At 65.6% G+C, this 12,973-nt stretch carries 13 protein-coding genes; 4 read left to right on the forward strand and 9 right to left on the reverse strand.

From position 1 onward, the window contains the following. Window positions 1–115: 115 nt before the first annotated feature. The 3 genes from LV28_RS48025 (at window position 116) to blaPNC (ending at window position 3,401) form a co-directional block, all read left to right on the forward strand. The gene (locus LV28_RS48025; protein ID WP_023872707.1) at window positions 116–1,408 is read left to right on the forward strand and encodes an NAD(P)/FAD-dependent oxidoreductase; all 1,293 of its coding nucleotides are present in this window, start codon (window positions 116–118) and stop codon (window positions 1,406–1,408) included. Window positions 1,409–1,410: 2 nt separating this feature from the next. Then, window positions 1,411–1,884, forward strand: coding sequence for a DUF3331 domain-containing protein (locus tag LV28_RS48030; protein ID WP_052408619.1), 474 nt, complete (start codon window positions 1,411–1,413; stop codon window positions 1,882–1,884). Between the two features lie 308 nt (window positions 1,885–2,192). Beyond that, complete coding sequence (gene blaPNC / locus LV28_RS48035; RefSeq protein ID WP_023598236.1) at window positions 2,193–3,401, forward strand: PNC family class C beta-lactamase; 1,209 nt, start codon at window positions 2,193–2,195, stop codon at window positions 3,399–3,401. A gap of 12 nt (window positions 3,402–3,413) precedes the next feature. Here the strand turns inward: blaPNC and metC are convergent, their stop codons facing one another. From metC to LV28_RS48070, 7 genes are all read right to left on the reverse strand, one after another. Further along, a complete protein-coding gene (metC, locus tag LV28_RS48040) occupies window positions 3,414–4,601 on the reverse strand; it encodes a cystathionine beta-lyase (protein ID WP_023872704.1) in 1,188 nt (395 codons plus the stop codon). A 97-nt stretch (window positions 4,602–4,698) separates the two neighbouring features. Then, entirely contained in the window at window positions 4,699–6,318 is a 1,620-nt protein-coding gene (locus LV28_RS48045; protein ID WP_038619363.1) for a rhodanese-like domain-containing protein, read from the reverse strand. A 171-nt stretch (window positions 6,319–6,489) separates the two neighbouring features. Further along, complete coding sequence (locus LV28_RS48050; RefSeq protein WP_023598239.1) at window positions 6,490–7,086, reverse strand: cysteine dioxygenase family protein; 597 nt, start codon at window positions 7,084–7,086, stop codon at window positions 6,490–6,492. Between the two features lie 102 nt (window positions 7,087–7,188). Beyond that, entirely contained in the window at window positions 7,189–7,956 is a 768-nt protein-coding gene (locus LV28_RS48055) for an amino acid ABC transporter ATP-binding protein (RefSeq protein ID WP_048806784.1), read from the reverse strand. A 35-nt stretch (window positions 7,957–7,991) separates the two neighbouring features. Continuing rightward, window positions 7,992–8,684, reverse strand: coding sequence for an amino acid ABC transporter permease (locus LV28_RS48060; RefSeq protein ID WP_023598241.1), 693 nt, complete (start codon window positions 8,682–8,684; stop codon window positions 7,992–7,994). Between the two features lie 4 nt (window positions 8,685–8,688). Continuing rightward, window positions 8,689–9,381 carry an amino acid ABC transporter permease gene (locus tag LV28_RS48065; RefSeq protein WP_023598242.1) on the reverse strand — a complete coding sequence of 231 codons (693 nt, stop codon included), beginning with the start codon at window positions 9,379–9,381 and terminating at the stop codon, window positions 8,689–8,691. Window positions 9,382–9,396: 15 nt separating this feature from the next. Continuing rightward, window positions 9,397–10,221 carry a transporter substrate-binding domain-containing protein gene (locus LV28_RS48070; RefSeq protein ID WP_023598243.1) on the reverse strand — a complete coding sequence of 275 codons (825 nt, stop codon included), beginning with the start codon at window positions 10,219–10,221 and terminating at the stop codon, window positions 9,397–9,399. Window positions 10,222–10,423: 202 nt separating this feature from the next. Between LV28_RS48070 and LV28_RS48075 the strand changes: the two genes are divergently transcribed. Continuing rightward, window positions 10,424–11,302: a LysR substrate-binding domain-containing protein gene (locus LV28_RS48075; RefSeq protein WP_023872701.1), complete on the forward strand. Its 879-nt coding sequence runs from the start codon at window positions 10,424–10,426 to the stop codon at window positions 11,300–11,302. 39 nt (window positions 11,303–11,341) lie between these two features. Here LV28_RS48075 and LV28_RS48080 read toward each other — a convergent pair whose 3' ends face one another. Both LV28_RS48080 and LV28_RS48085 read right to left on the reverse strand, forming a co-directional pair. Next, entirely contained in the window at window positions 11,342–11,914 is a 573-nt protein-coding gene (locus tag LV28_RS48080) for a DUF1993 domain-containing protein (RefSeq protein ID WP_025250047.1), read from the reverse strand. Between the two features lie 136 nt (window positions 11,915–12,050). Further along, window positions 12,051–12,911 carry a class I SAM-dependent methyltransferase gene (locus LV28_RS48085; RefSeq protein ID WP_038619359.1) on the reverse strand — a complete coding sequence of 287 codons (861 nt, stop codon included), beginning with the start codon at window positions 12,909–12,911 and terminating at the stop codon, window positions 12,051–12,053. Window positions 12,912–12,973: the final 62 nt, after the last annotated feature.

A 12,973-nucleotide genomic window follows, 5' to 3' on the forward strand; every position in this document is an offset into this window, starting at 1 on the left:
GTCTACCCGACCCGAACGCGCCTGCCTGCCCAGACACATCCCATTTGACACGCCGGGGCCACGCTCTATATTATGCCCTTATTCATCACTTGTTGAATTTGACATTTCCCCCCAAATGTCTCGCGCGAACCGAATCGTGATCGTCGGTGGCGGTATCGCCGGCTTGATGCTGGCAACGCGCCTGGGCCGCACGCTCGGGCGCGACGGGGCCGCGCGCGTGACGCTCGTCGATCAGCATCCCACGCATCTCTGGAAGCCGATGCTGCACACCGTGGCTGCCGGCACGCGCGATGTGGCGCACACACGGGTGGCGTATCTCGCCCATGCGTGCGGCAATGGCTTCACGTATCAGGCGGGACACCTGTGCGGGCTGGATCGCGTGCGCCGCGAAATCGTGCTGGGAGAGATGGTGGCGCCGGACGGATCGCGCTTGCTGGGCGAGCGTCGCGTGCCGTACGACGCCCTCGTGCTCGCGCTGGGTTCGCAGGCCGACGACGCCGGTCTGCCCGGTGTGCGCGACGTATGCCACTTCATCGACAGTCAGACACAGGCCGAGGCGTTCCACGCGGCGCTGCGCTGCGAAGCCCTGCGCAGCGCCGTGAATGACGACGCGGTGCGCATCGTGATTGCCGGAGGCGGCACCACGGGCGTGGCGCTGGCGGCGGAGTTGAGCCGCACGTTTGCGCTGGCCGCGGGGTATGGCGATCCGCGGATCGGGGAACGCCTGAAACTCACGCTGGTGGAGGGCGGCCCGCGGGTGCTGGGTGCCTTTCCCCCCGGCGTTTCCGCCTCGACGCAGGGGCAACTCGAAGCGCTGGGCTTTCGTGTCCTGACGGACACCCGCATCGTGTGCGCCGATCGCGATGGTTTCTATCGCGACGACGGTCAGTTGATCCCGGGCGATCTGCTGGTGTGGGCCGCGGGCGTGAAGGCGCCCGACGTGCTCGCCGGTATCGGCGGCCTTGCGACCAACGACGCGAACCAGATCGTGGTGCGTCGTTCGCTGCAGAGCGCGCAGGACGAGCGGATCTTCGCGCTTGGCGATTGTGCATCGCTCACGCGGTCGGACGGTGAACACACACTGCCGCCAACCGCTCAGGTGGCAACACAACAGGCGGCGCATTTGGGCCGTCACTTTGGCGCGTGGCTCGAAGGCCGCGCTATTCCGCCGTTCGCTTATCGCGATCCCGGCGCGTCGGTGTCGCTGTCGGGCTACAACGCGTGCGGTGCGCTTGGGCAATTCGGCTTCTTCAAAGGTGGCATCGTGCGCGGACGGTTTGCGCAGTGGAGCCACGCCATGTTGTATCGGCGTCATCAGCAAGCGTTGCACGGGTTCGCCCGCGCCACGATGTTGCTGGGGGCGGAAAAACTCGGCGGCCTTCGCGGGCCGCGCATCCGGCTGGCCTGACTATGCGAAGCGACCGAACCAACTGTTCCAACCGAAGCGGCGGCAGCCGCGCTCCCGTCAACGCCTCGGCGACCTCCCGCGCCTCGCGCGCCGCACGTGCTTCGGCGCGTGACAAGGGCGTGTGGCAGCACACCGTGGCGATGCTCGATGCCGAGCCCATGGTGTGCCTGCCGGTCATCCCATACACGCGGCGGGCGCCGATCGTGCGCGTGCTGGAAATATCCAGCGAACTGACGATCACCGTGTCGTGGAACGACGCCATGGGCGGTAACTACGGCGCTCAGATCTGGCGCATCCGCAAAGCACATCATCCCGGCGTTTGTGCGTTGACCGGAGTGTCGATCGACGTGGGCGATTTCGTCTACCGGCCGCTGTTCGGCGACGTACCGCCGCTCAACGCCGACGCCATGATCTCGGCCGACGCGATTCGTGCAATGCGCGCCGCGGAGAGCCGCGAGCTGGAAGCCGCCCTGTAAGGCGCGACCAACCCACGCGCTGAAAAGACCGATCCCCCCGATCCCCCGTTTCGTTTCAGCGTGTTGCCGCCCTTCGAGGGCGGTTTTTTTTGCGCGGCATTTCCGAGCCGGCGATTTACGGCGATTTACGGCGATTTACGGCGGTTCCCGAGGTTACGACCGTTACGACCGTTACGCCGCACACCGCCGGATGCGGTGGCATTTGGGATTACCCTTCGGTCATCGCATCAAGCGCTTCACAATGGCATCGACCGGCCCCGGCCAGTGCCGTATCTGCGCAATGCCCCCTCACACGGAGACCCTCGCCGATGACCAAGCCACACCTCACGCTGTTTGCCTCGCTCGTCGCCACCGCCGCCATTGGCTGGATGGCATTCAGTGCGCGCAGTTTCGCGGCCGAGCCGGACGACGCGACGACTCGGACGAATCCCCGTCAGGAGGAGATCCGGTCGCTGGTCGACAAGACCATCCGCCCACTCATGGCGCGGCAGGACATTCCCGGCATGGCCGTCGGCATCCTGTTCGACGGCCACACGTACGTCTTCGACTACGGCGTCGCGGACAAGGCCGCCAACAAGCCCGTGACCGCCGACACGCTGTTCGAGATCGGGTCGGTCAGCAAGACGTTTACCGCCACCCTCGCCGCCTATGCGCAGGCCGACGGGGCGTTGTCGCTCACCGACAAGGCGAGCCGCTTCGCCCCCGAATTCGCCGGCACGCCGTTCGGCGACGTCAAGCTGGTGAACCTCGGCACGCACACCAGCGGCGGCATGCCGCTCCAGTTGCCCGACAACGTCCGTACGACCGACCAGATCGCTGACTACCTCAAGGCGTGGAAGCCCGCGAAGCCGACCGGGACCGTGCGCACGTATTCGAACGTCAGCATCGGCGCGCTCGGCTGGCTCACCGCACGGGCCATGCAAGGCGACTTCGCGACACTGATGGCGGAACACGTCTTCAAGCCGCTCGATCTGCGGCACACCTTCATTCGCGTGCCCGAGTCCGAGCAGGCGAACTACGCGTGGGGTTACAAGGACGGCAAGCCGGTTCGGGTCACACCCGCGCTGCTCGAACCGGAAGCCTATGGCGTGAAGACGACCGCCGCTGACCTGCTGCGCTTCGTCAATGCCAATCTCGGACAGCCGGTACCCGATCGCAAATTGCGCCATGCGATCTACGCCACGCGCACCGGCTATTACTTCGATGCCCCCATGACACAGGATCTGGTGTGGGAGCAATACCCGTATCCCGTGACGCTCGACGCCCTGCTCGAAGGCAATTCGTCGCACATGGCGCTCAACCCCACGCCGGTGCGGGAACTCTCGCCGCCGATGGCGCCGACACCGGTCGCCTGGGTCAACAAGACCGGATCGACGAACGGCTTCGGCGCATACGTTGCGTTCGTGCCGTCCAAACAGATGGGCATCGTGCTGCTGGCGAACAGGAATTACGCGATGGACGAGCGCATCCGTGCCGCGCATCTCATCCTGACGACGCTCGACGGCGCCCGGCCCTGACGGCGGAGTGCCTTAGCCGAACACCTCCGCCAGCGCGGCCGCCATGTCGTCGATCAGGTCTTGCGGGTCTTCCAGGCCGACGTGCAGGCGAACGATGGGGCCGGCCGCGCTCCAGTCCTCGCACGTGCGCGTACCCGGCACGTTGACGACTGTCGCCAGGCTCTCGTAGCCGCCCCAGGACGCCCCGATGCCGAACAGCGCCAGCGCATCGACGAACCGGTTCGCCTGCGCGGTCGTGGCGTTGGCGAATTCGAACGAGAGCAGACCGTTCGTGCCCACGCAGTCGCGCTGCCACAGGGCGTGCCCCGGATGCGTCGGCAGCGCCGGACAGAACACGCGCGCCACTTCGGGCAACGTCTCGAGCCAATGGGCGACCTCGAGCGCATGGCGCTCATGCATCTGCAAGCGCGCCGCCAGCGTGCGAATGCCGCGAAGCACGAGATAAGCATCGTCGGGGCTCACCGCCACGCCTTGCGCGTCGGCCATGGTGGACAGCGTCGGCCACACCGCCTGCGTCGTGGTGACGGTCCCCATCATGACGTCGGAGTGACCGCTGAGATACTTCGTCGCGGCCATCACCGAGATGTCGGCACCCAGCGCGAGCGGCCGGCACTGCACCCCCGAGCCCCACGTGTTGTCCGCCACGAGCCATGCGCCATGACGATGTGCCAGATCGGCCAGCGCGGGAATGTCGCACATCTCGTAGACGAGCGACCCCGGCGTTTCCACATAGATCAGCTTGGTGCGCGCCGTCATGTGCTCGGCCGCGTCGCTGCCATCCGCGCGGAAATACGTCACGTGCACGCCCCACGGCTTCAGGAATGTCTCCACGAAATGCCGCAGCGGCTGATATACGCAATCCGAAATCAGCACATGGTCGCCCGGTCTCACATAGGCGAGGAACACCATCGAAATCGCCGCCAGGCCCGTCGGAAAAAGACGCGTGCGGTAGCCGCCCTCCATGTCCGCCACGACATCTTCCAGCGCGAAGCCGGTCGGATTGCCGCGCGCGCCGTAGGTGAACATGCGTTCGGTGCCGCGACGGCGGCGGGCGTCGTTCATGTCGTCCATCGAGTCGAACAGCACGGTGGACGCGCGCACCACCGGCGGATTGACGGCGTGGCCGCCAATGACGGGCGTGTGCGTGCCGCCCTTGATCAGGCGGGTGGCGAGACGTTGGGAAGACGATTGTCGGGACATGGTTCGGGGGCGTGGCGTAACAGGAAGCGTCGGCGAATCGGGAAATGGGGGAATGGGACATGCGTCACCGCCGCGGTGCGCACGCCCATGTCGGAGCTTACTTCGAAGCGACGGACTCACCAACTCGGAAGGCGCCTCGCTCTTCATCGTCAAGTTGCGCGAGCAGACCCGTCTCCCATGCCAGGTACTGACGCGCGGCCGCCTTGTTGCCGTCGTGACGGTCGTGTACGAAGAACAGGTAGTCGATGCACTCGGCATCGGGCGGGACATCGGCTGAACCGACCACCGGGTAGCCGGCCGCCATCCAGGCCTTGATGCCCCCCGCAAGCAGCGAGAACGTTCGCGTGTCTTCCGGGTGCGCGCGCCGCCAGTCGGCAACGAACAACTCCGCCACGCCGCGCTCGTCGGCCACGAGCACGACGTGATGTGCCGCATTCAATACCGAAGAGACCGCCGGTGCCGACACACGCGGACGAATCGCCCAATGGGCGCCCGGCACGTGCTCGCGGCGGAAGTTCATGCTCGGGCGCAGATCGACGACCGCCACGCTGCCGTCGGCCAGCGCCGCATCAAGCGCGGCCGCGTCGATCTCGGGCAGCGTAGCGCTCACGCCCGGTGAACGCACCGGCAGCGATGCGCCGCTCGACAGGCCGTCACGCAGCACGTACGCGTCGTGACCCAATTGACGCAGCCAACTGGCAACGATGGGCGCTCGCACGCCGTCGTTGTCGAACAGCACCACGCGCGCGTGGCGCACGCCGACGTACTGGTCCGTCGCCTGGATCAGTTGGCCGCCCGGCGTGTGTTGCGCGCCCGGCAGCGTTCCCGCGGCGAATTCCTCCGGCGTGCGCACGTCGCACAGAAACAGCGTGCGCGTGGGATCGGCGGCCCACTGCGCGAACGTCGCGGCATCGACTTCGGGTACCGCGAAGCGCTCGGCCAGCGCACGGCTTGCCTCGCGCATCTGCGCCGCACTCGACGGCGCGACCGTGTCCGGGTAGCGCCGCGTGCTGCCGCGCTCGAGCGGCAAGTCTTCCAGATACCAGCCCTGCGTGCCGTTCTCCAGCGCCATGACCGGGTTGGGAATGCCGAGATTGATGAGCGTCTGCGCGCCGATGATGCTACGCGTGCGCCCGGCGCAGTTCACGACGATGGGCGTCGTGGCGTCGGGCACCAGCTCGCGAATGCGATAGCCGAGTTCCCCGTTCGGACAACAGATCGACGACGGGATCGTCATCTTCAGATACTCGTTCACGGGACGGCCGTCGAGAATGACCACGTTGTCGCCACGCGCTCGCATCGCCGCCAGTTCGCGGGCCGTCACGCGCGGCGTGTGATATGCCATCTCGACGAGTTCGCCGAATGTTTTCGACGGCACGTTCACGCCGGCGAACAACGTGTAGCCGGCCTGCCGCCATGCGTCGGTGCCGCCTTCGAGCACGTACACGCCGGTGTAGCCGAGTTCGGCCAGACGCTGCGCCGCCTGCACGGCCACGGTGGCGTCGGTGTCGTAGACGACCACGCGGGCATCACGCCGCGGCGCGAGCCGCACGATATCGAGTTCGAGACGGCTGTAAGGCAGCGTCACGCCGTAAAAGAGATGGGCTTCACCGTATTGACCGTGTTCGCGCACGTCGAACACGGCGATTTCGGCGCCGTCGTGCAGCCATGCCTTGAGACGGGCGGCCGGCACGAATTGAGGAGTGAACGAAGTCATCACGTGGTATCGGTTCTCTGGTTTCGCCCGGCCGTTGCCGAAGCGTAGGGATGAGCGCGCCCGCACCGCCCTTCGGGGGCGATGTGTCGCGCTTGGCGCAAGGGGCGCTTGCGCCGTGTGGAAAGGCCGTCGGGCCGCGCCGGGACGGCGCGGCTTCAGCGGATCAGCGGATCAGCGGCGGGTCTTCACGCCGATGTCCATGACCTGATACGTGCCCTTCTCGAGGTCGAACGTAATACGCTCGGTCAGCGTCTCGAGCGCGCGTCCGTACATGTGCAGGTGACGAATCGGCGCGTCGCCCTTGATCTCGACGGCGTGAATGTCGTCCGACGCGAGCGCGATGCCGTTGCCCGGATCGACCACCACGGTCTCGCTCACCTCGAGCGTGCCGACACCGGGGGTCTTGCCGTCGTCGGTGCGGCGATAGACGTAGTTGTATTCCACGCCGTCCACGGCTGCGATGCAAGCCCACGTGGTGTGGTTGTGCGGCGTGATTTTCTTGCCGGGGCGCATGACGTTCAGATACAACGCATACGTCTTGTCGGCGTCTTCATGGATCAGGTAACGCGCCTGGAGTTCGCCGTCGGTCGGGGGCGGAAAGTCCGCCTCGCTCCACAAGGCGCCGCGAGCGGCCAGCGACTTGACCTGTTCGAGCACGGCGGCCAATGCCGGGCGTGTCTCACCGGCCGGCGCGAGGGCGGCCTTCATGGCGGCAATGGCGTCGCCGACGGCGGCCTGACGTTGTTCGGAAAGTTGGGACGTGGACATGATGAAAGTCTTCTCCGTGAAACCTTGTTATTTCGACGCGCTCCGATGAGACGCGCTCGTGTGTGTCGTCAATGGCTTGCGGGCGTCGGGCCGGCTAGCCTGTCAAACCGTCGCGGCCTCGCGTGGCACGCTGATCGTCGGCGACGGGCGCAGTACATCCTGAAGGAAGCGTTGCGCACGCGCGTGCCTGGGCCGACTGAAGAACTCGGCGGGCGGTGCGTCTTCGAGCAATTGCCCCTGATCCATGAACCAGACGCGGCTCGACACGTCGCGCGCAAAGCCCATTTCGTGCGTGACGATCATCATCGTGAGCCCCTCCCCGGCCAGCGATCGCATGACCTGCAGCACCTCCTGCACCATCTCCGGATCGAGTGCGCTCGTCGGCTCGTCGAACAGCATGAGCGGCGGCTTCATGGCCAGCGCCCGAGCGATGGCCACACGCTGCTGCTGGCCACCCGAGAGATTGGCGGGCATGGCGTCGATCTTGTGCGCGAGCCCCACCTTGGCCAACAGCGTCTCGGCCTGCGCCTCGGCCGCCTCGCGCGACATGCCGAGCACCTTGGTCGGCCCGAGCACCAGGTTCTGGCGCACCGAAAGGTTCTGGAACAGGTTGAAGCTCTGGAAGACGAAACCGATGCGCGCACGCAGCTGGTTGAGCTTTACGTCGCGGGCATTGACGTCCTTGCCCTCGAAGAGAATGCGTCCCTTCTGAATGGCCTCGAGCCGCGTGACGGTGCGAATCAACGTCGACTTGCCCGACCCCGACGGTCCACACACCACCACGACTTCACCGCGGCCGATGGTGGCATCGATGCCCTTGAGGACATGGTGCTCACCGTAGAACTTGTCGACTTTCTCGAATGCGAGCATGGACATGGTCGCGTTCTCCTTGTGGAAACCTGTGCTTACGCCAGTCCCGCGCGCTGGCGGGCGATGCGACGCTCGAGCCAGCCGGCGAAGCGCGAAATGGCGAAACACAACACGAAATAGAAAGCTGCAAGCACGAGGAACGTCTGCAGCGGCTTGGTCAGCACGATCGTATTGACCTGAGCGGCCGAGTAGGTGAGCTCCGGTACACCGATAACGTAGGCCAGCGACGTCGCCTTGATGATCGATACGAACTGATTGACGATCGACGGCAGCATGTTCGCGAGCGCCTGCGGCAATTGCACGTAGCGCATGCTTTGCAGCCAGGATAGTCCGTTCGAGCGCGCCGCCTCCATCTGGCCGCGCGGCAACCCTTCGAGACCGGCGCGCACGATCTGGGACAGGAACGCACTCTCGTAGACGATGATCGCGCACACCGCCGTGGTGAAGGCCGACACTTCGGCGCCCACCAGCAGCGGCACGGCGAAGTACGCCCAGAAGATGATCATCAGCAGCGGAATGCCGCGCACGAGCCGCGTCCAGACGCCGGCCGCACGCCGCATGGCGCGCCAGGGCGAGACCTGGGCCATGCCGATCAGCACCGAGATCGGAAACGAGATCAGCAGCCCGAGCGCCGACAGAATGAGCGTGACGGCCACGCCGCCCAGCGGACCGTTAGGCCAGCTGCCGACGAGGAACAACGCGAAGTAATCATGCAGGATCTGGTACATCGGCTCAGACTCCCGAGGGCGCCGCGCGGCGTTTGGCGAAGTGCTCGGAGAGCGCCATCAGAGCGAGCGTGCCGATGAGGTAGAGAATCGTGGCCACCAGAAACACGTCGAAGGTGCGAAACGTCAGGTTGTCGATCTGACGCGTGCGGTACAGCAGTTCGTGCACACCGATGGCCATTGCCAACGAGCTGTTCTTGAAAAGAAGCAACGCCTGGTTGAGCAGGGCGGGCAACGCCACCCGAATCCCCTGCGGCAGGATCACGTAGCGGAATGATTGGAGGTACGTCAGGCCGATCGACCACGCGGCCTCCTGTTGCGTATGCGGTATCGCGCGCAGCCCCGAGCGCAGGTCTTCCGAGATGAAGGCCCCGGCGTTGAGCGCGAGCGCCACCGAGGCGAAGAAGAACTCGGTATTGCCGGCGTTGATCCAGTCGCGCATGCCGGCAGGCAGCAGTTGCGGCACGCCGAAGTACCACACGAGGATCTGCACCAGCACCGGCACGTTGCGGTGGTACTCCACGATCACGATGACGAAGCCCTTGAAGAGCTTCACCGGCAGGGCGCGCAGCGTGGTGAGCACAATGCCCACCACGATCGCCATCAGACCCGACACCACGAACAGCCGCAGCGTGGTCAGTACCCCGTCGCGAAGCAGCTTCAGGTAGCCGTCGTCGAGCAAAAACGAAAGATCGAACATTGTGCCGCGTCTCGCTTACTGCACCTTGATCGGCTCGACCTTGTAGTCGCGCGTGAACTTGTAAGCCGACTTGCTGCCGAGCCACTTGTCGAAGCTTTCCTGCAGGCCGTTCGACTTGTCGTAGTCGAGCAGAATCTTGTTCACGGCCTCGCGCAGCGCGGGCTCGCCCTTGTTCATCACCACGCCCCAGCGCTCCTCGAACACCGGCTTGGCGAGCAGACGATACTGCTGCCCACCCTTGGTGGCCGCTTCGTTGGCGAAGCGCGCGAGAATCAGCTGACCGGCGACCAGCCCCTCGACCTTGCCTTGCTGCAGGGCGAGGAAGGCCGATGAGATGTCATGGAACGTCAACAGGTTCGAATCGGGCAGGCGCGTGACCGACACGGCCGCCGAACTCGAGCCTTCCGATGCGGCGATCTTCTTGCCGGCGAGCTGGTCGAGTGTCTGCACCGGCGAGTCGGCGCGCACCAGCACGCGAATCGGGGCGACGAAGTACTGGTCGCTGAAGTCGACCTGTGCCGCGCGCGCGGGCATCCACGCCACGGCGGCCGCCTCGACGTCCACGCGGCGCGTCTTCAGTTCGGGGATGCGCGCGTCGGTCGACAGGGCGCGGTGGTCGAGCTTCACGCCGAGCCCCTTGGCGAGGGCGTTGCACACGTCCACGTCGAAGCCGACGATCCTGCGCGTCGCGGCGTCGGGGAACGCGTAAGGCTCGCTCGCGTTCTGCGTGCCGCAAACGAGCGTGCCGCGCGCCTTGATGTCGGCCAGTTGATCGGCGCGGGCGACGCCCGTCACGGCGAGTGTCGCGAACAGCGCGGCTGCAAGGTGTCGTTGCCACATGCTCCTGAGTCTCCTTGGGTGCGATCCTGGGGCGATCATGGATCGGCGAATCGATTAGCGGGGGACCGGTCAGCGCCGGCTTTGCCCCCCGTCACATAAATATTGCTTGAGTGTCAGGCAGGTTATCCACCAAAATTCCTGAGAACAATTTAATTTTTATCCCGGAAACATTAGCGTTTCTGAAGTATTGACTTTGACGATCATGCGAAATCTGGACATCGACCTGCTGCGCACCTTCGTGGCGATCGCGCAGCACGAGACGTTTGCGGCGGCCGCCACGCGGGTGGGGCGCACGCAATCGGCCATCACGCAGCAGATGCAACGGCTGGAACAGGAAATGGGATGCGCCCTGTTTGAAAAGCAGGGGCGGCAGAAGACGATGACCGCCGACGGCCTGCGGCTCGTCGCGTATGCGAACAAGATTCTCGCGCTCAACGATCAGGCGGTGCAGGTCATGCAAACGCGCGGCCCGGCCGAGAAATTGCGGATCGGCTCGCCCCACGACGTCGCCGATTCGATCCTGCCGAGCATGCTGCGACGACTCTCGAAGCTGTCGGCGGAATTGCAGTTGGAGATCATCGTCGGACGCAGCCCCCACCTGATGGATGCGCTGCGCGACAAGGAGCTGGACCTGGCGATCTCCACGCGTTACGACGAGGGATTTCCGGGGATCAAGCTCCGGACGTCGCCGATGGTCTGGATCTGCGCGGACGATTTCATCTTCAACGCGTCGGCGCCGGTGCCGCTGGTGATGGCTGACGAACTGAGCCTGTTCCGGCGACTGTCCATCGAACGGCTGAACGCCGCGGGCATCGCGTGGCGCACGAGTTTCATCTCGCCCACGCTCACCGGCATCAAGGCGGCGATCAGCGCAGGGCTGGGCGTGACAGCGCGCACCACCGAACTGCTCGACGCGAACATGCGTGTGCTCTCGGAAGCGGACGGCCTGCCGCGTCTGCCCGATGTGGCGTTCTATCTGTACGTGCAGCCCACGTGCACGAGTCAGGTGCTGCGCGAACTGTTCGAGTCGACGGAGCACATCGCCACGCGCTTCGGACCGCCGTTCCTGATGGCGGAATGACGCGCGGCGAGGGGTGCGGCAAAGCGTGTGGCGACGAACTTAACCTTGCGGCGCGGTCCCCGGGCGCAGATACCCAAGCACGTGCGCCACGTAATCGGCCTTGCCAAGTTCCACGCCGTGCTGACGCAGGATGCCGTAGGCGGTGTTGATGTGGAAATAGAACTGCGCGAGCGACCAGTCGCGCGCGTACTGCTCGCCCGTCATGTCGAAGATGACACCGTTGGGGAGCGACAGGGAAATGTCGATGTATTCACCGGCGTCGAGCGCATTCCCGGCCAGCGTGTCGAGAAAGGCGAGCGCGTTCGCAAGGCACGCCTTGGCGTCGGCGAACGTGCCGGGATGCTGTTCCGCATTCCAGCCTTCCTTCTGAAGCGTCACGAGCGCTTGCGGAATCGCTTCGCTGCGCAGGCGGTAAGCGGGCTCCATCGCCTGGTAGCACACGAAGCGCACCTGCGCGGCGAGCGGATACATGTCCGGCGCGAGCCGCAGCGTCATGAGCGCATCGGGATGCTTGCCATTCGCGCTTTCGTAGTCGGCAGCCTTGTCGAGCCATGCCGACAGGCCACGCAGCATCTGCGAAAAGGTCGGAACGAGAAGTTCGGTCAATGTCATGCCACGCCTCCGTTAGCGGTATCGATTCTTGCGCAGCGGGCAGCATAGCGCGAACGCGTCGGCGTCACAGCGCAGGATCGATGCGATGCGGCGGCGGACGGTTTCGGGCAACGCCGGCCGCACGCGAGCGCATCGCTCACGTCGTCGCAATCAGCAGTTCCTCGGCATTGCGCGGCGGGTGCAGGCCATCGGTACGGTTTGCGAAATACCGCTCGGTCAGCGCGGCCGCCGAGATGTGCCGGGCATCCTGAAAGCCGTTTTCGAGGGCGAACGCCATCATCGCGTCCGGAGTGAAGAAGCTGATGAACGGCGTGCCGCTGGCGCGCGCGCCCTTCTCCGCCATCTCCAGCCCGGGGCGTACGTCCGGATCGGCCATCTCCAGCGGCAGCAGGAACGTCATCGCCAACGTCGAGCCCGGCGCGAAGGACGACACCTCGCGCAGCGTCGCGGCATTGGCCTCGCGCGACAGATACATGCTCACGCCCGTCGAAACGATCACGGCCGGTCGGCTCGCATCGAAGTCGTGCCGCAACAGTGCCTCGCGCCACGATTGTCCGGCTTCGAAATCGACCGGCACAAAACGAAGCCAGTCCTGCACGCCGTAGCCGAGCGCGATGAGGCGATCGTGCTTCCATCGCTGCGGCCCTGGGCGGTCGACTTCGAAAATCGTAAGCGACGACGCCAACGACGCGTGCCGCTGCGCGAAGCTGTCGAGCCCCGCGCCGAGAATCACGTACTGGCTCACGCCGCGCTGCACCTGCTCGATCACGAGGTCCTCGATGAAGCGCGCCCGCGCGACGATGGACGCCCGAAACGGGCGCGTGAACGTCGGATCCATGTCGCCGCGCTCCCGCCAGTCGTCCGGCGGATCGAGCAGCTTCAGTCCGATGTCGTCGGCGAGCACGGGCGGGGCCGCGTCGGCTTCGAGATGCAGTGCGCGCCATAATGCAACGCGCGCAGCCGTGGGTTCGGGGGCGATGTCCTTCGGAGCGGTCATGATGGGGCCTCATCGGAGCGATACCGGATGAGCCGATTCTTGCACACCGTGGGGCAACGCGC

The organism is Pandoraea pnomenusa, assembly GCF_000767615.3.
In the GTDB taxonomy this organism is placed as follows: domain Bacteria; phylum Pseudomonadota; class Gammaproteobacteria; order Burkholderiales; family Burkholderiaceae; genus Pandoraea; species Pandoraea pnomenusa.